Annotated in this window: 18 protein-coding genes and 1 tRNA gene; 11 read left to right on the top strand and 8 right to left on the bottom strand. The window is 62.9% G+C overall.

Going from position 1 to position 22016, the window contains the following annotated elements; translation table 11 throughout:
- Nucleotides 1-6 precede the first annotated feature (6 nt).
- Entirely contained in the window at nucleotides 7-783 is a 777-nt protein-coding gene (hisN, locus tag C5L13_RS10340) for a histidinol-phosphatase (protein ID WP_105383219.1), read from the bottom strand.
- Between the two features lie 322 nt (nucleotides 784-1105).
- Nucleotides 1106-1993 carry an N-formylglutamate amidohydrolase gene (locus tag C5L13_RS10335; RefSeq protein ID WP_105383218.1) on the bottom strand — a complete coding sequence of 296 codons (888 nt, stop codon included), beginning with the start codon at nucleotides 1991-1993 and terminating at the stop codon, nucleotides 1106-1108.
- 181 nt (nucleotides 1994-2174) lie between these two features.
- Between C5L13_RS10335 and cpdR1 the strand changes: the two genes are divergently transcribed.
- From cpdR1 to C5L13_RS10315, 4 genes are all read left to right on the top strand, one after another.
- Nucleotides 2175-2537 (top strand): response regulator CpdR1, encoded by a 363-nt coding sequence (gene cpdR1 / locus C5L13_RS10330; protein ID WP_037077221.1) that lies wholly within the window; start codon nucleotides 2175-2177, stop codon nucleotides 2535-2537.
- A gap of 105 nt (nucleotides 2538-2642) precedes the next feature.
- Nucleotides 2643-2717, top strand: a tRNA-Val gene (locus tag C5L13_RS10325).
- 294 nt (nucleotides 2718-3011) lie between these two features.
- Nucleotides 3012-3896, top strand: coding sequence for a metal-dependent hydrolase (locus C5L13_RS10320; RefSeq protein WP_105383217.1), 885 nt, complete (start codon nucleotides 3012-3014; stop codon nucleotides 3894-3896).
- 8 nt (nucleotides 3897-3904) lie between these two features.
- Nucleotides 3905-4723 carry a class I SAM-dependent methyltransferase gene (locus C5L13_RS10315; protein WP_105383216.1) on the top strand — a complete coding sequence of 273 codons (819 nt, stop codon included), beginning with the start codon at nucleotides 3905-3907 and terminating at the stop codon, nucleotides 4721-4723.
- A 239-nt stretch (nucleotides 4724-4962) separates the two neighbouring features.
- Here the strand turns inward: C5L13_RS10315 and C5L13_RS10310 are convergent, their stop codons facing one another.
- The 4 genes from C5L13_RS10310 to C5L13_RS10295 all read right to left on the bottom strand — a co-directional run bounded on the left by C5L13_RS10310 (nucleotide 4963) and on the right by C5L13_RS10295 (nucleotide 8942).
- Nucleotides 4963-5136, bottom strand: coding sequence for a DUF1328 domain-containing protein (locus C5L13_RS10310; protein ID WP_105383215.1), 174 nt, complete (start codon nucleotides 5134-5136; stop codon nucleotides 4963-4965).
- A gap of 121 nt (nucleotides 5137-5257) precedes the next feature.
- The gene (locus C5L13_RS10305) at nucleotides 5258-6289 is read right to left on the bottom strand and encodes an ABC transporter ATP-binding protein (protein ID WP_105383214.1); all 1032 of its coding nucleotides are present in this window, start codon (nucleotides 6287-6289) and stop codon (nucleotides 5258-5260) included.
- Entirely contained in the window at nucleotides 6286-7854 is a 1569-nt protein-coding gene (locus C5L13_RS10300) for an ABC transporter permease (protein WP_105383213.1), read from the bottom strand. Before C5L13_RS10300 ends, C5L13_RS10305 begins: the two co-directional genes overlap by 4 nt.
- A 68-nt stretch (nucleotides 7855-7922) precedes the next feature.
- On the bottom strand, nucleotides 7923-8942 hold the full coding sequence (locus C5L13_RS10295) for an iron ABC transporter substrate-binding protein (RefSeq protein WP_170117242.1): 1020 nt from the start codon (nucleotides 8940-8942) through the stop codon (nucleotides 7923-7925).
- A 200-nt stretch (nucleotides 8943-9142) separates the two neighbouring features.
- On the opposite strand from C5L13_RS10295, the gene C5L13_RS10290 reads away from it, so the two are divergent.
- Together C5L13_RS10290 and C5L13_RS10285 are read left to right on the top strand one after the other, a co-directional pair.
- Nucleotides 9143-11215, top strand: coding sequence for an ATP-dependent helicase (locus tag C5L13_RS10290; RefSeq protein ID WP_105383212.1), 2073 nt, complete (start codon nucleotides 9143-9145; stop codon nucleotides 11213-11215).
- A gap of 77 nt (nucleotides 11216-11292) precedes the next feature.
- Nucleotides 11293-12135 carry a DMT family transporter gene (locus C5L13_RS10285; protein WP_105383552.1) on the top strand — a complete coding sequence of 281 codons (843 nt, stop codon included), beginning with the start codon at nucleotides 11293-11295 and terminating at the stop codon, nucleotides 12133-12135.
- A gap of 26 nt (nucleotides 12136-12161) precedes the next feature.
- On the opposite strand, the gene C5L13_RS10280 is transcribed toward C5L13_RS10285, so the two are convergent.
- Together C5L13_RS10280 and C5L13_RS10275 are read right to left on the bottom strand one after the other, a co-directional pair.
- Nucleotides 12162-12881, bottom strand: coding sequence for a DUF1003 domain-containing protein (locus C5L13_RS10280; RefSeq protein WP_105383211.1), 720 nt, complete (start codon nucleotides 12879-12881; stop codon nucleotides 12162-12164).
- A gap of 1 nt (nucleotide 12882) precedes the next feature.
- Nucleotides 12883-14679, bottom strand: a complete 1797-nt coding sequence (locus tag C5L13_RS10275; RefSeq protein WP_105383210.1) for an ABC transporter ATP-binding protein/permease — start codon at nucleotides 14677-14679, stop codon at nucleotides 12883-12885.
- Between the two features lie 158 nt (nucleotides 14680-14837).
- Between C5L13_RS10275 and C5L13_RS10270 the strand changes: the two genes are divergently transcribed.
- The 5 genes from C5L13_RS10270 to C5L13_RS10250 all read left to right on the top strand — a co-directional run bounded on the left by C5L13_RS10270 (nucleotide 14838) and on the right by C5L13_RS10250 (nucleotide 22012).
- Entirely contained in the window at nucleotides 14838-15473 is a 636-nt protein-coding gene (locus C5L13_RS10270) for a TetR/AcrR family transcriptional regulator (RefSeq protein ID WP_105383209.1), read from the top strand.
- Nucleotides 15470-16435, top strand: coding sequence for an HlyD family secretion protein (locus C5L13_RS10265; RefSeq protein ID WP_105383208.1), 966 nt, complete (start codon nucleotides 15470-15472; stop codon nucleotides 16433-16435). The genes C5L13_RS10270 and C5L13_RS10265 overlap by 4 nt, the downstream gene beginning before the upstream one ends.
- The gene (locus C5L13_RS10260; RefSeq protein WP_105383207.1) at nucleotides 16432-17382 is read left to right on the top strand and encodes an ABC transporter ATP-binding protein; all 951 of its coding nucleotides are present in this window, start codon (nucleotides 16432-16434) and stop codon (nucleotides 17380-17382) included. The genes C5L13_RS10265 and C5L13_RS10260 overlap by 4 nt, the downstream gene beginning before the upstream one ends.
- Complete coding sequence (locus C5L13_RS10255) at nucleotides 17379-18536, top strand: ABC transporter permease (protein WP_105383206.1); 1158 nt, start codon at nucleotides 17379-17381, stop codon at nucleotides 18534-18536. The genes C5L13_RS10260 and C5L13_RS10255 overlap by 4 nt, the downstream gene beginning before the upstream one ends.
- 137 nt (nucleotides 18537-18673) lie before the next feature.
- Nucleotides 18674-22012: a transglutaminase family protein gene (locus tag C5L13_RS10250; protein ID WP_105383205.1), complete on the top strand. Its 3339-nt coding sequence runs from the start codon at nucleotides 18674-18676 to the stop codon at nucleotides 22010-22012.
- Nucleotides 22013-22016 lie beyond the last annotated feature (4 nt).

Below are 22016 nucleotides of genomic sequence, written 5' to 3'. Positions count from 1 at the left end.
TTCCGGTCATTTGCCGGAAAGCAGTTCCAGCGCTTGGCCGTGCACCGCCCTGCTTCCGGCCGCGACGATATTGCCGCCATTTTCCGGCCGCCCGCCGTCCCAGGTGGTGATGATCCCGCCGGCCTGCTCGATCAGCGGGATGAGAGCCCCGACGTCATAGGGCTGCAGGCTGCTTTCGACGACGAGGTCCACATGGCCCGAGGCGAGCAGCGCATAGGCATAACAATCGCAGCCGTAACGGAAGAGCCGCACCTTTTCCTCGACAGAACGGTAAAGGGTGAGATCCGCGCCGGTGAAGATATGCGGCGAGGTGGTGAAGAGAATGGCATTCTTGAGCTCGCCACAATCCCGCGTCTCGATCTGCCTCTCCCCGTCTGGACCGCGATACCAGGACCGCGTGCCATCGGCGAAATAGCGCTCGCCGGTGAACGGCTGGTCCATGAGCCCCATCGCCGCTCGCCCGTTCGACCGGAAGCCGATGAGCGTGCCCCAGACCGGCAGCCCAGAAATGAAGGCGCGCGTCCCGTCGATCGGGTCGATGACCCAGATATGCTCCCTGTCGAGGCCGATATTCTCGTGCTCCTCGCCCAGGATGCCGTGATCGGGGAATTTTTCCTCGATCAGCAAGCGAATGGCGGTCTCTGCGGCACGATCGCCCTCGGTGACGGGATCGAACCCGCTCTCGAGCTTGTTGACCACCGAAAGGCCGGTGCGGAACCGCGGCAGCGTTTCGGCCTTGGCGGCATCGGCGAGCGTGTCGAAAAAGTTTCGATCGGGAAGCATCGAAGAAAATCCCCCTCGTGGAATGGAGACTTCTTCTAATCGAATCGCCGGAACCTGAAAACCGCCTGAATCCGGCATGGCGCCTGTGGAAACACGCAACGCTGCCGTAAATCTCACCACCTCGCGTGGGAATGCCGCAAAATTAAGCACACAAAATAGATGCTTGACAATTGTGCAACGCAATACTACCGTCATCCTACAGTCTTTGACTGTAAATACCCTCCTTGGGTGTTTCCTCCCTAGACTTAGCCGCGCCTACAAGCGCGGTTTTTTTTGCCCGCGATCTGCGAGCAGACAAAGCCTGTGGAAAAACCGGGGAACGTTATTCGGCGGCGAGTGCGCCGCTGCTTCCGGAAAACTCGACGGCGAAATCCGCCATCTGACGCATGAAGGTGGAAAGCGCGGCCGCGATCATCGGAAAGTCCCGCTTCTTGGCGAGCGTCACCTCGTCCACATAGAGCGCCCGGTTGATTTCGATCTGCAGCGCGTGCAGGCCGCGCACCGGCCGGCCGTAATGTTCGGTTATGAAGCCGCCGGCATAGGGCTTGTTGCGGACGGCCGAAAAACCCATGCCGTCCAGGAACTGCATGGCCGCGCGGGAAAGCTCGGCCGATGCGCTGGTGCCGTAACGGTCGCCGATGATGAAATCCGGCCGGATGTCGGAACCGGAAAGCCGGATATTGCCCGGCATGGAATGGCAGTCGATGAGGATGGCAAGCCCGAAATGGGCATGGGTGCGGGCGATCAGCTTTCTCAGGCAGGCGTGATAGGGCTTGTAGATCGTCTCGATGCGGGCCATACCCTCGTCGACCGACAGTCGATGCCGGTAGATTTCCATGTTTTCCGCAACGATTCGCGGGATTGTTCCGAGCCCGCCTGCGACGCGCATGGAGCCGATATTGACGAAGGGCGGCAGCGGCCCGTCGAACATGCGCGGATCGAGTTCATAGGGTTCGCGGTTGACGTCCAGATAGGCGCGCGGGAAATGGGCAAGCAAAAGCGGGGCCCCGAGTTCCGGTGCATCCGCAAACAGATCGTCGACATAATGGTCGGCCGAGCGGCGGATGGCGAGCGAATCGAGATTGGTCTCGGCAAGAAAAGAGGGAGGGTAGAAGCGGCCGCTATGGGGCGAATTGAAAACGAAGGGGATTGTCTGCGCTGCGGGCTCCCTTACTTCGAAATGTCCAAAATCACCCTCGCTGCAATCCATCCTGCCTTTACCATGTCACTAACTTGTTCAAGACCGCATGTTGCCAGTTGCCTGACATGAAGTCCATACTATCTATACCCCACAAAAACCTCTTCCACCCCCATTAAACGGATGTTTACCGTGTCTTGGCAGTGTGAGACTTCTCTAACTTAAAAAGTTGCATTGGATGACGGTCCCGGAGATGATTCAGAAAATCCTTCTCGCCGAAGACGATAATGATATGCGCCGCTTCCTGGTGAAGGCGCTGGAAAAGGCGGGCTATAAGGTCGCTTCCTTCGATAATGGCGCAAGCGCCTATGACCGGCTGCGCGAAGAGCCCTTCTCGCTTCTCCTGACCGATATCGTCATGCCGGAAATGGACGGGATCGAGCTTGCCCGCCGCGCGACCGAACTCGATCCGGATCTCAAGGTGATGTTCATCACCGGCTTCGCAGCCGTTGCGCTGAACTCCGATTCGAAGGCTCCGAAGGACGCCAAGGTGCTGTCGAAGCCCTTCCATCTGCGCGATCTGGTGGACGAAGTGAACAAGCTTCTCGCCGCTTGAGACGCTGAATGCCGGGAAATGCGAGGCCTTCAAAAAAGCTTCGCATTTCGTGACAAAAACCAGTTGACGGCCCGACCAGTCTATGGTCTATGCGCCGCCACGGATGGGCGTGTAGCTCAGCGGGAGAGCACTACGTTGACATCGTAGGGGTCACAAGTTCGATCCTTGTCACGCCCACCATCCTTCTTTCCTGATCTTTCAGGCGTTTGCGCGGTTGACGACATAACCCGCTTTTTCACCTTCGCACCACCTCGGCCTCGCCCACCAAAATCCTGTTAGGTGGCAGCAAAGCTTTGCTGGCGGGCCAGCCGGCGCAATCCGGACGCAATTTCGGTATTGTTTCGGCAGGACGATGGTGATCGTGCCCCCGCATCTTGCCCTGCCGCTTGCTGATCTGCAATAACGCAGGCCAATGGTTACAGTCCGGCGGGGTCGCGGCGCACCGACGCCCGGTTTCGAACAAACAGGTGGATAATGGCAGGGTCGAGCAGCTTTACTCAGCATGCGGCGGAAGACGAAGCGGACATCATCCCGCGCGACATCCGTTTCGGAATCTTGGGCAACGCCACGCGGCACTGGTACGATGGCGACATCATCAAGACGGTGATGGCGGATGGCCTTTCCATCTTCCTGCCGGAAGGCGAGCGCTACTTCATCCGCTCCCTGAAACACTACGCGTCGAAGCTCACCGATCGGGAGCTGGCGGCGGAAATCAACGGCTATGCCGTCCAGGAAGCTTTTCACACCCGTGAGCACGAAGATTACAACAAGGCCATGGCGTCGCTCGGTTATGACGTCGAGGAAATGGAAAAGCCCGTCCGTTTTGCGCTCGGGGTCGCCAAGAACCCGCTGCACCGGCTGGCGGTGACCTGCGCCATCGAGCATTTGACCGCAACGCTCTCGACCGTGACGCTGCGCCGCCCGGACCTTCTGGAGAGTGCCGCCGCCCCTTACCGTCGCCTCTGGATGTGGCATGCTCTCGAGGAAATCGAACACAAGGCGGTGGCGCTCGATGTGCTCAAGGCGGTGACGCCGGACCTTCCCGGCTGGAAACGTTACCTGCTGCGGGTCTCCGCGATGAATGCCACGGTCATCCCGTTCCTGCTGATCTTCCTGCGAAATACGCGGCTCTACGCGCGCACCGACGGCGTCAAGACCGGCGTCCGCTTCTGGCTGCGCTTCATCTGGGTCGTTTTCTTCGCTCCCGGTTTCTGGCGGCGCTGCATGCCGCTGGTGTTGAAATATTACCTCCCCGGTTTCGATCCGAAGAACAGCGACGACGCCGAACTGGTGCGCAAGGGGCGGGCCTGGCTTTATCAGGAGATGCCGCCGGCAGCCGCTGCCGCGCCGGCCGGTTAGGAACGGTAATGTCGAGAAGCGTGTTCTCCAATGTCCTGAGCGCGGTCGAGCGCGGCGCCTTTCCGCGAACCCAGAAATGGGCTTGGCGCGGCGTTTACAACATCCTGTCCCGCTTCTGGCGGGACGACGACTGGCGTTTCATGAACTACGGCTTCGTGGCCGGAGGCGCTCCGTTTCCGCTGCATGCGGAGGACGAGCCCGAGCGGGCCTTCATCGGTCTTTATCACCAGGCGGTCGAGGGATTGCCGCTGGCAGGCGCACGGGTTCTCGAAATCGGCTCCGGGCGTGGCGGCGGATCGCGCTACATCGCTCGCTACCATGCGCCGGCCAGTGTCACCGGCCTCGACTATTCGCCGGAGACGGTTCGCCTTGCGCGACGGCTCAACGGGGACACGACCTCGCTTTCCTTTGAGATCGGCGATGCCGAGCGGCTGCCGTTTGCCGACGGGTCGTTCGATGTGATCGTCAACATCGAATCTTCCCATTGCTACGCAAACGTTCCCGCCTTCGCGAGCGAAGCCGCGCGGGTGCTTGCACCGGGCGGCTGGTTCACCTTTGCCGACATGCGGCCAAAGGGCAAGCTTGCCGAACTCGACCGTCAGCTCTCCGTACCGGGGCTTGAACTGGCGGCCGAACGTAACCTTTCCGCAGGCGTCGTTGCAGCACTTGACGCGGCCGAAGCGCGAAAGCGCGAGCGCATCGGTCGCGCCCGGCTGATGCGGCGCTTCATGACGGAATTTTCAGGCGCGCAAGGCTCGATCCTTTACAAGGGGCTTGCCGGAGGCGGGGTCGTCTACGTCGCCCGCCGCTACCGCAAAACGGCGTGAACGGACGATTTTCTTTCCGTCAACCGTACCGAATCAGCCCGAACTAGCCTCGCCGAGCGCTGCGGGATATGCGAAGGCCAACTCATCCGCGCCTGTTGGCACGGATTTTCCCCAACTGCCCTGCCCTATTTCGGCGGGGCTTTTCTTTTCCGGCTGTCTTACGCGCAGAACTCGGAGAGAGCCTGATCGGCGCTCCCCGCGTCCGCCTTGGGATTTGGAAGTGTCGGCGTTCGAAAATCCTACGTCAGCGCGCTGCCTGCCATCAGTGCCAGCACGAGGAAGACGAGGAAGATGACGAGCGCGATGAAGAACAGGATTTTGGCGATGCTCGCGGTCGCGGCCGAAATGCCGGAAAAGCCGAGAAAGCCCGTTATCAGCGAGATGACCAGAAAGATAAGTGCCCATTTCAGCATGGAATTATTCCTTCGCGTTGATGGGCGGATAACGTGAAAAAAGGTTCCAAGGTTCCAGGCGAAAGCATGTCGCGCAAAAGTGTGCAGCGGTTTTGCGGTCACGACATGCGAAAGAATAAACTTAACGGAAAACATGGGCCGTGCCCGTCACGCCGATCCTCACCCGGTCGCCGGGTAGAAATGTCTCGCGGCTCGGCATGTCTAGCCGAAAGGAGAAGGCGCCTTCGCCGCCGAGCGCGATCCGGACATCCGTCGTCGGACCGCAGAAGTTGATTTCGGTAATCGTGCCGGAGGTCCCCTCGCCCGTTTGAAAAACCGAAATCTGCTCCGGCCGGAGCATGATTTCCGCCCTGCCTTGACGGGAGGCGTCATCGACCGGCAGGAGCCCGAGCGGGCTCTCCGCCCGCCCGCCGGCGATCGTCGCCGGCAGCACGATCGCCTCGCCGAGGAAAGCCGCTGTGATGGGATCCACGGGCCGCGAATAGACCTCCCGGGGGCTTCCCACCTGCGCGAACCTTCCGGCCCGCATCACAGCCACCTGATCGGCGAAGGCAAGCGCCTCCGCCTGGTCGTGGGTCACGAGCAGCGTCGTAATGCCGGCGGCCGTCAGCACCTCGGTCACCGCCTTCCGGGTCGCGGTGCGAAGCCCCGTGTCGAGCGCCGAGAACGGCTCGTCGAGCAGCATCAGCCTGGGGCTTCTGGCAAGCGCACGTGCAAGCGCAACGCGCTGCTGCTGGCCGCCGGAAAGCTGGTCGGGCTTGCGGGAAAGCATGGCGCGGTCGAGACCTACCATGTCCATCAGCTCGGCCGCCTTCGCTTCCTTCACCGACCTCTCAGCCTCCATGCCGAAGCCGATATTCTGCGCGATGGTGAGATGCGGAAAAAGACAGCCGTCCTGGGCCACGATGCCGATGCCGCGCTTATGTGCCGGCACCTGCCCTGAGGCGTCCGCCAGCGTCTCGCCGTCAAAGGCGATCGTGCCGCCATCCGGCTCGTCGAAACCGGCGACGAGCCTCAACAGCGTGGTCTTGCCGCAACCGGAAGGGCCGACGATTGCTGTGCGGCTGCCGGCGGCGACGGAAAGATTGACGCCGTCGAGCGCCGCGACCGCGCCGTACCGTTTGCTAAGCGAGGTCAGTTGAAGCAGCGTCATCGGCCGGCGATCTTTTTCGATTGGTAGTGAAGGAGCCATGTCAGGGGCATGGAGAAGAGGATCATCAAAAGCGCATAGGGTGCGGCCCCCGCATAGTCGATCTCGCCGGTCAGCGCAAAGAAGGCCATGGCAAGCGTGCGGGTGCCGTTCGGCGCCAGCATCTGGGTGGCGGTCAGCTCGTTCATGATGCCGAGCGAGGCGAGCGCGACACCGGCAGCCGCACCGGGTGCGGCGAGCCTTACGGTGGTCGACCACAGCGCATTGCCCGGCGAACGGCCAAGGCTCGCGGCCGCCTGTTCGAGTTCCACCGGCACCTGGGCGATGCTGGCGCGCAGGCTGACGAGCGCGCGCGGCAGGAACATCACCATATAGGCGAGCACGATCGTCGCCACCGTCTGGTAGAGCGGCAGCATGACGCGTACGGTGACGGTGACGAGCGCCAGTGCCACCACGACGCCCGGCATCGAGCTTGCGAGATAATAGCAGCCTTCGAGGAAGCGGCTTCCCCGTGTCGGCCGGCGCACCGAAAGCCAGGCGATCGGCACCGCGGCGGCTGTTGTCGCGATCCCGCCGACCAGGCAGATCAGGAGCGTCTGGAAAAGCGAAAGCCCGACCTCGTCCACCCGCCAGACGCCCGCGCCGCCGGCAACAAGCCAGCGGCCGATGGTGAGCGTGGGGATGCCGAGAGAAAATCCGGCAGTGGCGATCGGCAGCAGCAGGCAGGGATATGTCCACTTGCCGAGCCTCGTGATCTTCGGCCGCCGCGCGGCACCAGACCCGAGCCGGGCATAACGGCTCCGGCCTCTGAGGCCCGCCTCCAGGCCGAGCAGCACGAAACAGCAGGCCACCAGCACCAGCGCCAGCATATGCGCTGCCACACCGTTATAGGTCGACTGGAACTGATCGATGATCGCCGTCGTGAAGGTATCGAACCGGATCATCGCGTAGAGCCCGTATTCGGAAAGCAGATGCAGGCCGATCAGCAGCGCGCCGCCACAGAGCGCCAGGCGAAGCTGGGGCAGCACCACGCGCCGGAAGACCGCAGGGGGCGCGAGCCCCAGCGACGCCGCCTGATCCTCCAGCGCCGGATCGAGCAGCCGGAAGGCCGCCGAGACTGGCAGGTAGAGAAACGGGAAATAGGCGACCACGGAAATGACGACCCCGGCAAACAGGCCGTTGAGGCTGGGCCACATGCCGATCCACGCATATGAATGCACGAAGGCCGGCACGGCGAGTGGCGCCACCGAAAGCCACGACCAGAGCCTTGCGCCCGGCAGGTCGGTCCGCTCCGTCAGCCAGGCGAGCGAAACGGCAAGCACGGTGCAGATCGGAACGGTGAAGGCGACGAGCAGGATCGTATTGACCATCAGGTCGCCCACCCGGGCCCGGAAGATCAGCTGGAAAGCCGTTGCCCAGCCGGTCTCGACCGTGGCCCAGAGGACGAAACCAAGCGGCAACAGCGCCAGCATCGCCAGCGCAAACGCAATCGTCAGCGTCCAGGATGCTGCCGCCTGCAGGCGGCGCCGTGGCGCTGCGGTTATCCTGGTGTCTGCGATGGAGGTCATTGTTTGTCCGAAGAAAACGAGACATCGCAGCTACGAGCCGCGATGTCTCCGTGCAATCCTTTTACCCGTCAGAGCAGGCCCGCTGCGGTCATAAGATCGGTGACCTTGGCATTGTTGAGCGCCGAGGGCTCGACCTTGGGCGCCTGCAGGTCGGCAAGCGGCACGAGCGCCTTGTTGGAAGCCTCACCCTTGCCGACGGCATATTCGAAGGACGTGCCGTCGCGCAGCACGGTCTGGCCGCCCTTGCCGGTTACCCATTTCAGGAAGGCCTGCGCCTGCCCCTTGTGTTTGGAAGACGCAAGCACGCCGCCGCCGGAGATGGACACGAAGGCGCCCGGATCCTGGTTCTTGAAGTAATGCAGCGCGACGTTCTTCGAGTTCTCGCCTGTCTTCGCCTGATCGCCGAAATAGTAATAGTGATAGATCAGCGCGCCCTCGGTCTGGCCCGCATTGACGGCCTTCATGGCGGTGGAATTGCCCCGATAGGCGGTGAAATTCTCCTTCATGCCCTTCAGCCATTCGCCGGTCGCCTGCTCACCCTTCAGCTGCAGCAGCGCGCCGACGATCGCCTGGAAATCGGCGCCGGAGGGCGATGCCGCCCAGCGGCCCTTCCATTCCGGTTTGGCAAGGTCGAGCATAGACTTCGGCAGCTTGTCTTCCGAGAGCTTCGTCCTGTCGTAGGCAAACACGGTGGAGCGCGCCGCAATCCCGACCCAGTGGCCATTGCCCGGCCGGAACCCTTCCGGCACCTGATCGAGCGTCGCCTGATCGACCTGCTCGAACAGGCCCTTGCCGTCGACCAGCGCCATGGCGGGGGAGTTTTCGGTGAGGAGCACGTCGGCCGGCGAGTTCGCGCCTTCCTGGACGATCTGGTTGGCGAATTCGAGATCCGAACCGTTGCGCACCGTCACGACGATGCCGGTCTCTTCCGTAAAGGCCTCGACCCACTCCTTCGTCAGCCCTTCGTGCTGGGCGTTGTAGATGGTGATGCTGTCGGCCACCTGTGCCGAAGCCGGCACAGAGCCTGCGAGGATGGAAAGGCCAAGCGCAGCGGCGCCCGCAGATGGGGTAAATACAGTGCTCAACATCGCCTCCACGCAGGAACTCGGGTAAGCCGTCATATCGAAACGGGAGAACTGGGGTCAAGTTAAGGCGCATTCCCAAATGCGTGAAGGCCCGAATGCGGAGAGACTGGAGAGTAAAGGAAGGCGAAGCCAGACGAATCAGCTAGAGCTAATTCGAACACATCGGGAACGGGCCCAATCAGGAACGGCCAATCAGGAACGGAATGTCGGTCGCCTATCTGGAAAAATTGAACGATGCACAAAGGCGCGCGGTCGAGCACGGTTCGGACGTACCGAACGGCGGGCCGGCAGGCCCGCTTCTGGTGATTGCCGGAGCAGGCTCGGGCAAGACCAACACGCTCGCCCATCGCGTCGCGCATCTGATCGTCTCCGGCGCCGACCCGCGCCGCATCCTCCTGATGACCTTTTCCCGCCGCGCAGCATCCGAAATGGCCCGCCGCGTCGAACGCATCTGTGCGCAGGTGCTGGGCAAGAATTCCGGCATCATGACCGATGCGCTCGCCTGGGCCGGCACCTTCCACGGCATCGGCGCCCGCCTGCTTCGCCTGCATGCCGGTGAGATCGGCCTCGATCCGGATTTCACCATCCACGACCGGGAAGATTCCGCCGACCTGATGAACCTCGTCCGCCACGAACTCGGCTTCTCGAAGACGGAGAGCCGCTTCCCGACCAAAGGCACCTGCCTCGCCATCTATTCACGCGCCGTCAATTCCGAAACGACGCTGGACGAAGCGCTGAAACACCATTTCCCCTGGTGCCAGAACTGGGAAAAGCAGCTCCGCGAACTTTTCGCGACCTATGTGGAAGCCAAGCAGGCCCAGAACGTCCTCGATTACGATGACCTTCTGCTCTATTGGGCGCAGATGATGAGCGAGCCGGCGATCGCCGAGGATATCGGCAGCCGCTTCGACCACGTTCTGGTCGACGAATACCAGGACACCAACCGCCTGCAATCCTCGGTCCTGATGGCGATGAAGCCCGGCGGCCGCGGCCTGACCGTCGTCGGAGACGACGCGCAGTCGATCTATTCCTTCCGCGCCGCGACGATCCGCAACATTCTCGATTTCCCGAACACGTTCGATCCGCCGGCCAATATCGTCACCCTCGACCGCAACTACCGTTCAACCAACACCATCCTCGCCGCCGCCAACGGCGTCATTGATCTCGCCCGCGAGCGCTTCACCAAGAACCTCTGGACCGAGCGTCAGTCCGAGGAGCGCCCGCGCCTCGTCGCCGTCAAGGACGAGACCGAGCAGGCGAATTACATCGTCGAAAAGATCCTCGAAAACCGCGAAACCGGAATGACGCTGAAGCAGCAGGCCGTGCTCTTCCGCGCCTCGCACCATTCCGGGCCGCTCGAAGTTGAGCTCACCCGCCGCAACATCCCCTTCGTGAAGTTCGGCGGCCTGAAGTTCCTCGACAGCGCCCATGTGAAGGACATGCTGGCCGCGCTGCGCTTTGCCCAGAACCCGCGCGACCGCGTCGCCGGTTTCCGGCTGATGCAGCTCATTCCGGGCATCGGCCCGCAGACGGCCGGCAAGATCCTCGATGCCATCGCCACCGATCCCGAACCGCTCGCCGCATTGCAGGAAATCCCCGCCCCTCCGCGTTCGGGTGAGGACTGGCCGGCCTTCGTCGACATGCTCGCCGCGCTTCGCAAAAGCGGCCCCGGCTGGCCCGCCGAGATCGGCCTTGCCCGCCAATGGTACGAGCCGCATCTCGCCCGCATCCACGAGGATGCGGAGACCAGAAAAGCCGACCTCTTGCAGCTCGAACAGATCGCTTCCGGCTATAATTCCCGCGAACGTTTCCTGACCGAACTGACGCTCGATCCGCCGGATGCGACAAGCGCCGAAGCCGGAACGCCGCTGCTTGACGAGGATTACCTGATCCTCTCGACCATCCATTCCTCCAAGGGCCAGGAATGGCGTTCAGTCTTCCTGCTCAACTGCGTCGACGGCTGTATTCCCTCCGATCTCGGCGTCGGCTCGACCGCCGAGATCGAGGAGGAACGCCGCCTGCTCTACGTCGCGATGACGCGTGCGAAGGACCACCTGCACCTCATCACCCCGCAACGTTTCTTCGTCCACGGCCAGGCGTCGCAGGGCGACAAGCACGTCTATGCCGCCCGCACCCGCTTCATTCCGGCAACGCTGCTGCAATTCTTCGAAACCGCCGCCTGGCCGGTCGTCGCCCCCATGACCGAAGCGGAACGCCAGGCCCGCCATCAGGTGCGCATCGACGTGACTGCCCGCATGCGGGGCATGTGGCGATAGGTTTCATCGCCTCCGTTCTGCGTCCAGAGGAGACCCAAGTGAACAATAGTCAATCCAACATGAAGGCCGCGGCCTGGATGATGGCGTCGATCGCCCTGCTTCTGCTGATGGCCGTTTCGGGCCGTGCCATCACGCGGGAGCTCGATGTCTTCCAGGTCATGGAGATGCGCTCCGTGATCGCGTTTTTCATGATCCTGCCGTTTGTCTTTCGCGAGGGCGGTATCGGCGCGATGCGAACGTCCATCCTGCCAAGCCATATCGGCCGCAACGTCGCCCACTATGTGGGCCAGTTCGCATGGCTGATGGGCCTCACGCTGATCCCGATGGCGCAGGTCATCGCCATCGAGTTTACCGCCCCGATCTGGGCAGCCCTGATGGCTGCCGCGTTTCTCGGCGAGCGGCTGACATGGCGCAAGGGTGTGGCGATCCTGTTTGGTGTCGTGGGCGTCGTGCTGATCGTCCGGCCGGGGGCGGCACCTCTCAACCCCGGTCATCTGGTCGTGCTTGGAGCCGCCTTCGTCTTCGCCATATCCTTCATCATGACGAAGCTCCTGACCCGTACCGACAGTGCGACGAAGATCATTTTCTGGATGCTGATCATCCAGTCGGTGGTCGGGCTCGTACCGGCACTCAGGGTCTGGGTCTGGCCATCCGCAGAAATATGGCCCTGGATCTTCGTCATCGCGTTTTCAGGCACATTTGCCCATTATTGCATGGCCAAGGCTCTATCCCATGGCGACGCGATGACGGTCATGCCGATGGACTATCTGCGGGTGCCGCTGTCCGCCTTGCTGGGATATCTGCTCTATACCGAGGCTGTCGACGGTCTGACGGCGCTCGGTGCAGCCCTGATCCTTGCCGGTAACCTCTTCAACCTGCGTCGGCCGAACGCCAACCGCATCCAGTGCACGCCGACCTGATGAATCGTCGCCGGTCGTCAGAAAAACTACCCCCGCTGCGTATCGCCCCGCCGCTCCAGAAGGTCGATCTGGATCTGCTGCAATTCGGCTAACCGCTCCCACTGATGCGCCATCTGGTGATCGATCTTCTCGTGGAGCTGGCGGATTTCGAGTTCGGCGCGCAGATTGATCATGTAGTCGTTCTCGGCGCGCCGCCTGTCCTTCTCCTCCTGGCGCCGCTGGCTCATCATGATCACCGGCGCCTGCAGCGCGGCAAGGCAGGAAAGCACGAGGTTCAGCAGGATGAAGGGATAGGGGTCGAAGGGCACGGCGAAAAGGCCGGAGACGTTGAGCGCCATCCAGGCGAAAAGCACGCCCATGAAGAACAGGATGAACGTCCAGGAGCCGCCGAACGAGGCAACCCGGTCGGCTGTCCGCTCGCCGAAGGTGGGATTGCGGTCGAGCACGCTGGCAGCGCTGCTCTGCACCGTGGAAACGCCCTTCTCGAAACTGTCGAGCACCTGTCTGTCGAGTTCGGAAAGCTCTCCGCGCTCCTCTGCGAGCAGCTTCTCGACGTAGCGGCGGCGATAGTGGGCGAGATCTTCGTCGCAGATCAGGCTTTCGGCCCCGCAATCGGCAACTTCGGCGGCAATCATTTCATGGAGACCCGGCCTGAGCTGGCCGATCTTGCGCAGCTTCGGCAACGGAAAGGCTCGGCCGCAGACAACGCACTGCGCCGTCCTGTTCGTTCCCGGATGGCGGGTCATGTCATGCCTCTTCCTTGGCCTCGGCCACCTTGTGAGAGCCGTTGCCGTTCTGATTCAATGGCGACAGATGGAAAATCGTCGGCGAGAACTTGTCGAGATAATCCTCCGCGCGGCCGATATAGACCAGGGTCGAGGTGTCGAGACCGGCGAGCACGTCGAGCATGCGCTCCCGCGTTTCCGGCTCGAGCCCTTCCAGAACGTCGTCCATGATCAGCCATTCCGGCTTGCGCAGCACGGCATTGGCAATCGAAAGAAGCGCTTCCTCGTCCTTGTCTAGAACCCTGTCCCACCGCTCCACGTCGTCCAGCCGGTCCACGAGCCGGTGCAGCCCGACCTTTTCCAATGCCTCGGCCAGCGCCTCGTCGCTACCCTCCGGCAGCCCGGTCGGATAGGTCATCGCCTCCTTCAGGGTCGCTGTCGGCAGGTAGCCGTCCTGAGGCAGGAAGATCATGCCGTCCCTCGGTGGCAGGTCGATCTCGCCGCGTCCCCACGGCCAGATGCCCGCCAGCGACTGGAAGAAGAGATGCCGGTCGGCGCCCGGATCGCCGTTGATCATCACCCTCTCGCCAGCCCGGATCAAGCATTCGCCTTCCCTGAGACGGATGCCGTGCCCTGCCTGGCCACGATTGGGGTCGCCGTAGACCATGACGTCGCACAGGCGGATGCCCTGCGCATCGGATTGCTCGCGATAGGTGAGCAGTTCACCTTCCACCGCCGGCGTGTCCATCGCAAGCAGCGCGTTGCGGAACGAGGAGACGCGAGCCAGCGTCGCCTTCCAGTCGGCGATGACGCCGAAATTGTTGACATACCATCTGAGCGCCAGGTTGACCTGGTTGAAGGCGCCGACGGCCATCATCAAGCCGCCGAAGGTCAGCCCGCCGGAGAAATACATCGGCGAGGCGATGATGATCGGCGCGACCAGCGCCAGCCATCCGAAGCCAGCCGAGACCCAGGTAAGGTTGGTAAGCGCCCAGGCAACCTTGCGAAGCATTTCCAGCACGTTGCCGATCGCCAGGTGGACCCGGCGGAGCTCGCTGTTTTCACCGCGGGCAAGCGTGATCGGCTTCATGTTTTCGTTCGTGCGCATCAGCACGGCGCGCAGGTCCGCTTCACGGGCGTAACGGTCCGCATTGAGCCTCGGCAACCGGGCGCCGACAACATTGCTGAGCATCGAGCCGATCACCGCGTAGAGTACGGTTGCCCAGACCATGTAGCCGGGGATCGAGATCCTTCTATCGCCGAAGTGGAACACGAAATCGGACGAAATGGCCCAAAGCACGCCGATGAAGCTTGCCAGCAGGATGGTGGAATTGACGAGCCCGATTGCCAGGTTTGTGGTGTTTTCGGCAAGGATGCGGGTATCCTCGTGCAGGCGCTGGTCGGGATTGGCGGCGATCGCGCCGGCGCTCGCGAGCTTCAGCGCCCGCCCCGGCACGAGCCAGACATTCGCCAGGTCGCGGGCCAGCCCCTCCCGCATCCGCATTGCCGTCATCTGGTTGAGCCATGCCTGGATGACGTTGAGCAGCGTCAGGCTGAAGGCGAGGACGGCGAACACGACGAGCTGGTTGAGGAATTCCGGCATGTCGCGCCGCTCGAGCGCATCGTAGAAAGGCCCGTTCCATTCGTTGAGACGGTATTGTGCGTATGTCGTGGAAAAGATGATGATCAAAAGCGCCACCGTCAGGACCAGCACCCGATTGCGGACCGGTGCTCCCCAGAAGGCGCCGATCATCATCCGAAGCTGGTCGCTGAACGCCAGCTCGTAGGTCTGAGGCCTCGCCTCCGGAATTTCAACCATTCTCCCGTCTCTCGCCCTCGAACGCCTTCACTAATAAAAACTCGCCCTCCGCTTCATTATACTGCACCCACCCCTACCACCACCCTAATGACTTTTGTTTGCAAAATCCTCCAAATGGTGATAATGACCGACCAGTCAGTCATATGTAGAATAAGCCGATGGTCGAAAAACGAAGAGAAAAGCGGGATCCCCAGCAACGCCGGGCCGAAATCCTGAACGCCGCCTTTGCCTGTTTTGCCGAGCGGGGGTTTGCCGCCACCCGAATGGAGGATGTCGCCGCCCGCGCCGGCATCGCCAAAGGCACCGTCTATCTGCATTTTCCGGACAAGGACGCGCTGTTTACCGAGCTGGTATCGGGTGTCGCCTCACCCATCCTCGGCCAAATGGGGGAGCTCGTCGCGAACGAAAGCGTTACGCCGCGCTTTGCCGTCTCGATGTTCTACTCCCTCTTCAGGCGGGAGGTTCTGGAAACGGACCGCCGGCATCTGTTGCGGCTGGTGCTGGCGGAGGGACCGATGTTTCCGGCCGTTGCCGAATTCTATCATCGGGAAATCATCTCCCGGGGGCTCGGCGTGCTGCGCATCCTGCTCGGCCGGGCGGCCGCCCACGGTGATCTGCGTAACCCCCGGATTGCCGAGACGCCGCAGATCGTCATGGCGCCGGCCCTGCTCTCGATCGTCTGGACGACGCTTTTCGAACCCTACGAGCATCTCGACACGCAAAAGCTCTTCGACACCTTTCTCGACACGCTCTTCGTGCCGGCTGCGGACCTCCCGGAAGGAGGCGCGCAATGAAACGGATATTCGTCATCGCGCTGCTCGCCGGTATCGCGCTCGCCGCCCTGCCTTTCCTCTTCGCGGACAGGAGCCCGCGGCCCTACCAGGGCTGGGTGGAAGCCGATACGCTCTTCATCGGCGCGGAAGGCACCGCCCGACTTGAAAGGCTCACCGCGGAGGAAGGCCGGGCGATCACCGCCGGCGCGCCGCTCTTCAAGCTCGAATCGGCAAGCGAAGAGGCCGCGGTTGCCGCCGCCCGCGCGGCCCTTGCCCGCAGCCAAGCTGAGCTGGAACTTGCCGAAGCGGCGCAGAAACGCCCGGAAGAGATCGATGTGCTGCGCGCCTCCGAACGGGAAGCGATAGCGCGGCTTGCGCTTTCCGAGCAGGAGCTCGGCCGCACCCGCTCGCTCGCCACGCGCGGCACCGCCACCCAGGCCAGCCTCGACGTCGCAATCGCCACCGAAACCGCCAATCGCGCAGCCCTCGACAGCGTCCGCAGCCAGATCACGCTCGCCAATCTTCCCGCCCGCGAGCAGAACCTCCGCCAGGCGAAGGAAGCCGTTGCGGCGGCCGAGGCCGACCTCGCCTCGGCGGAAGCGGCCCTCGCCCGCCGATCGGTCGCCGCACCCGCCGCCGGAAGCGTCGAGACCGTCTACTACCGCGTCGGAGAAGTCGTGCCCGCCGGCCGGCCGGTCGTCGCTCTCCTGCCACCTGAAAATATCCGCATCCGCTTCTTCGCCCCGGAAACCGAGATCGCCCATTTTTCCCCCGGCCAGCAGATCCGCGTCTCCTGCAACGCCTGTGAGCCGCAGGATGCGAAGATCAGCTTCATCGCCAAAACCGCCGAGTTCACGCCGCCGGAGATCTACAGTCTGGAAGAGCGTGCAAAGCTCGTCTTCCGCATCGAAGCGATCCCGGTGGCGCCCACGTCCTTGCGCCCCGGCCAGCCCGTCGATGTCGCCGCGGGAGCTCGGCCATGAGCACCGTGCCCGCAACCGATAAAGCTCCCGAAACGGTAATCGACGTCCATCACCTGACCAAGAGCTTCGGCGGCCGTAAGGTGGTCGACGATGTCTCGATGTCGGTGAAGAAGGGCCGCATCCACGGCTTTCTCGGACCCAACGGCTCCGGCAAGACCACTACCATCCGCATGCTCTGCGGCCTGTTGACGCCAGACAGCGGCGACGGCACCTGCCTCGGCTTCGATATCCTGACCGAGAGCGACCGCATCCGCCGGCGCGTCGGCTATATGACGCAGAAATTCTCGCTCTATCAGGATCTTTCGATCCGCGAGAACCTGGAATTCGTCGCTCGCGTCTATGGGCTTTCCGATGCACGCGGCAAGGCGAAGGCCGCGATCGAGCGGCTCGGCCTGAAAGGTCGCGAAAAGCAGCTCGCGGGCGAACTCTCCGGCGGCTGGAAACAGCGGCTGGCGCTCGGCGCCTGCATCCTGCCGGAGCCCGCACTTCTCCTCCTCGACGAACCGACCGCAGGCGTCGATCCGCAGGCGCGCCGCGATTTCTGGAACGAGATCCATGCGCTCGCCGCAGACGGCCTCTCGGTGCTGGTTTCCACCCATTACATGGACGAGGCGGAGCGCTGTCACGAGATTGCCTATATCGCATACGGCAAGCTGTTGGTGCAGGGGACCGTCGACGAGGTTATCGAAGGCACCGGCCTCGTCACCTGGACCGTCTCCGGACCCGATGTCCACCACCTCCAGGCCGAACTCTCGAAGCAGCCGGGCATCGACATGATCGCCCCGTTCGGGTTGAGCCTGCATGTGGCGGGACATGACGAATCTGCGCTCGAACAGGCGATCGCGCCCTATCGTGATCGCTCCGGTTTCAAATGGGAAAAGGGCGAGGCGACGCTGGAGGATGCCTTCATCGACCTGATGGGCCGCTCAGAGGACAATTTCCGATGACGGCGCCCTACGATCCGGAACTCAACGGCAATGGAGGTTTCTTCAAGCGCTTCTGGGCGATGACCGTCAAGGAATTCATCCAGATGACCCGCGATCGGGTGACGCTCGCCACCATGATCATGATCCCGGTCATGCAGCTCCTGCTATTCGGTTTCGCGATCAACACGACGCCGCACGACCTGCCGACCGCCGTCCTGATGCGGGAAAACAGCGATGTCGGCCGTTCGATCCTCGCCGCCCTGAAGAACACCGACTTCTTCGAGGTCCAGTCCGTCATCACCCGCTCCGAGGATATGGACTCGCTGCTGAAATCGGGCCGGGCGCTTTTCGTGGTCGAGATACCGGAAGGTTTCGAACGAGCGGTAAGGCGAGGCGAGACCCCCGCCCTTCTCGTCGCCGCCGATGCCACCGATCCGGTCGCATCCAGTTCGGCGCTCGGCGCACTGAGCGGCATCGTTACGTCGGCACTCGCCAACGATCGGCAGATCGAGTTTTCGGAACCCTCGAAGCCCGCCTTCTCGATCGTGCAGCACCGCCGCTACAACCCGGCGGGTTCGTCGACCCTCAACATCGTGCCCGGCCTCCTCGGCACGATCCTGACGATGACGCTTCTGATCTTCACCGCTCTTTCCGTCACCCGCGAGATGGAGCGCGGCACGATGGAAAACCTGCTGTCCATGCCGATCAGGCCGCTCGAAATCATGTTCGGCAAGATCACGCCTTATGTCCTGATAGGCCTCATCCAGGCCCTGATCATCATTTCGGCGGGCATCCTGGTCTTCCGGGTCCCGATTCTCGGCGACCTGCCGTCGCTCGCCTTAGCGACGGCGCTCTTCGTCATCGCCAACCTGTCGATCGGCTACACCTTTTCGACCCTGGCGACCAACCAGCTCCAGGCCATTCAGATGGCGATGATGTTCTTCCTGCCGAATATCCTGCTCTCGGGCTTCATGTTCCCGTTCGCCGGCATGCCGGGCTGGGCGCAATGGATCGGCGAGGCGCTGCCGCTGACCCACTACATACGCATCGTTCGCGCGATCATGCTGAAGGGCGCCGACATCGCCACGCTCGCCTATGATACGGGCGTCCTCGCCGGCCTGATGATGCTCGCCATGCTGATTGCCGTGCGCCGTTTCCGCCGGACGCTCGACTGACGGTTTTCCCGGCGCGTTTCGTCTCCATCACCGGAACAACGACAACCTCGGAATCCGCCTTGCATTATTCTCGTGCATTGCACAAAATCCTTGCAACGATCATCGATCGGCCATCTTAAAGGCCGGCAAGGGGCAGCATGGCGATCAAGGCGAGTATCTACCACCTCACCCATTACAAATACGACAGGCCCGTCCGCCTCGGACCGCAGATCATCCGGTTGAAGCCCGCCGCTCATTCCCGCACCAAGGTGTTGAGCCATTCGCTGAAGGTCACGCCGTCAAACCATTTCGTGAACCTGCAGCAGGACCCGTACGGCAATTATCTCGCCCGCTTCGTGTTTCCCGACCCGGTGACCGAGTTCAAGATCGAGGTCGATCTGATCGCCGACATGACGGTCTACAATCCCTTCGACTTTTTCGTCGAAGAGGAAGCCACCAAGTGGCCGTTCGATTATCCGGAAACGCTGGTCGAGGACCTGTCGATCTATATGAAGCCGGAGCCGGCGGAACCGGCCCTGGTCGATTATCTCAAGACCTTCGACATGTCCCCCGGCCAGCCGACGGTCGATATGGTTGTCGGCATCAACGCCCGCCTGCAGCAGGCGATCGGTTATGTCATCCGCATGGAGCCCGGCGTGCAGACGCCGGAGCAGACGCTGACCTCGGCCATGGGCTCCTGCCGCGACACCAGCTGGCTGTTGGTCCAGATCCTTCGCCACCTCGGTCTCGCCGCCCGTTTCGTCTCGGGTTACCTCATCCAGCTGACACCCGACCTGAAGGCGCTCGACGGCCCCTCCGGCACCGAAGTGGATTTCACCGACCTGCACGCCTGGTGCGAAGTCTATCTGCCCGGCGCCGGCTGGGTGGGTCTCGACCCGACCTCCGGCCTGCTCACCGGCGAAAGCCATATCCCGCTTGCCGCAACGCCGCACTACCGCAACGCCGCGCCGATCTCCGGCGGTTATTTCGGCGAGGCGGAAACCTCGTTCGACTTCGATATGAAGGTTGCCCGCGTCGCCGAGCATCCGCGCATCACCAAGCCCTTCTCCGACGAATCCTGGGAGGCGCTCAACGATCTCGGCGAAGAGGTCGATCGCATACTGCACGCGCAGGACGTCCGCCTCACCATGGGTGGGGAACCGACCTTCGTATCGATCGACGACTTCGAATCCGATGAATGGAACACGGACGCCGTCGGCCCCACCAAACGCGAAAAGGCCGATATCCTGATCCGCAGGCTGCGCGAGCGTTTCGCACCGGGCGGCTTCCTGCATTACGGCCAGGGCAAATGGTATCCCGGCGAGAGCCTGCCGCGCTGGACCTTCTCGCTCTACTGGCGCAAGGACGACCGTCCCATCTGGAGCAATCCCGACCTCGTGGCTGAGGAAGGCCGCGATTACGGCATCGGCGATGACGATGCGGAAAAGCTGCTGACCGGCATTGCCGACGAGCTTGGCCTGAGCCCGGATTACGTCGCGCCGGCCTACGAGGACCCGGCAGAATGGATCATCAAGGAAGGCAGCCTGCCGGAAAACGTCGATCCGTCGAATTCCAAGCTCAAGGATCCGGAGGAACGCAACCGTATCGCCCGCGTCTTCGAGCGCGGTCTGACGCGTCCGAGCGGCTACGTCCTGCCCGTCCAGGCCTGGAACGCCCAGGCCAGCGGAACGGCACCCCGCAAGCGCTGGATCAGCGAAAAATGGCGCACCCGCCGCGGCAAGATCTTCCTTGTTCCCGGCGACAGCCCCGTCGGTTATCGCCTGCCGCTCGGGACGCTCCCTTACGTGCCCCCGTCGCAGTTTCCCTATATCCACGAGGCAGACCCCTCGATCCCCCGCCAGCCCCTGCCCGACGTGATCGTGCCGGTGGGCCGCGCCATGCCCGAATCCTCGTTCAAGGCCGGCGATTCGGCCAATCTCGGCCGCGTCGAGCAGGTGCTCGGCGAGATCGGCGGCGCGGTGCGAACCGCCATATCCGTGGAGCCTCGCGACGGCAGGCTCTGCGTCTTCATGCCGCCGGTGGAAAAGATCGAGGACTATCTCGAGCTGATCGCCGCTGCCGAAAATGCCGCGGCCGAACTTGGCCTGCCCGTCCATATCGAAGGTTATGCGCCGCCGCACGACGAACGCATCAACGTCATCCGCGTCGCGCCCGATCCCGGCGTCATCGAGGTCAACATCCATCCGGCCGCAAGCTGGAAGGAAACCGTCTCGATCACCACGGCGATCTACGAGGAGGCCCGCCAGAGCCGGCTCGGGGCAGACAAGTTCATGATCGACGGTCGCCACACCGGCACCGGCGGCGGCAACCATGTGGTGGTCGGCGGCGCCAATCCGAACGACAGCCCCTTCCTGCGCCGCCCGGACCTTTTAAAGAGCATCGTGCTGCACTGGCAGCGGCATCCGTCGCTGTCCTACCTCTTCTCCGGCCTCTTCATCGGCCCCACTTCCCAGGCGCCGCGTATCGACGAGGCTCGCCACGATTCGATGTACGAGCTGGAAATCGCGCTGGCGCAGGTGCCGGCACCGGGGCAAGGCGTGCCGCCCCTGCCCTGGCTGGTCGACCGCCTCTTCCGCAACCTTTTGACGGATGTCACCGGCAATACGCACCGATCCGAAATCTGTATCGACAAGCTGTTTTCGCCGGACGGCCCGACCGGTCGCCTCGGCCTCGTCGAATTCCGCGGCTTCGAAATGCCGCCGAATGCGCGCATGTCGCTCGCCCAGCAGCTTCTCGTCCGCGCGCTGATCGCAAGGTTCTGGAAGAACCCGGTACAAGGCCGGTTCGTTCGCTGGGGCACGACGCTCGCCGACCGCTTCATGCTGCCGCATTATGTCTGGGCCGACTTCCTGGATGTGCTGCAGGATCTGCGCGAAAACGGCTTCGATCTTCGTCCCGAATGGTTCGATGCGCAGCTCGAGTTCCGCTTTCCCTTCTTTGGCGAGGTGGATTACAAGGGCTCGAAACTGGAGCTTCGTCAGGCGCTCGAACCCTGGCACGTCATGGGCGAACAGGGCGCCATCGGCGGCACCGTCCGTTATGTCGATTCCTCCGTCGAGCGGCTGCAGGTGCGCCTCGAAACCGGCAATCCGTCGCGTTACACCGTCGCCTGCAATGGCCGCGCCGTGCCCTTGAAGGAGACCGGCACGTCCGGCGTCGCGGTTGCCGGCGTGCGTTTCAAGGCCTGGCAGCCATCCGCCGGCCTCCATCCGGTCCTGCCGGTTAATACGCCGCTCACCTTCGACATTTATGATACATGGTCCGGCCGATCGATCGGCGGCTGCATCTACCATGTTGCCCATCCGGGCGGTCGCAATTATGAGACCTTCCCAGTCAACGGCAACGAGGCCGAGGCCCGCCGGCTTGCCCGGTTCGAACCGTGGGGGCACACGGCCGGGCGCTATGCGCTGATGCCGGAAACGCCCTCCCCCGAATTTCCGCTGACGCTCGATCTGCGCCGGCCGCTAGGAGTCTGAAACG

This window comes from Neorhizobium alkalisoli (genome assembly GCF_002968635.1).
Classification (GTDB): domain Bacteria; phylum Pseudomonadota; class Alphaproteobacteria; order Rhizobiales; family Rhizobiaceae; genus Neorhizobium; species Neorhizobium alkalisoli.
Note: the sequence above shows the minus strand (reverse complement) of the source record. Positions and strands in the feature narration are given on the sequence as shown.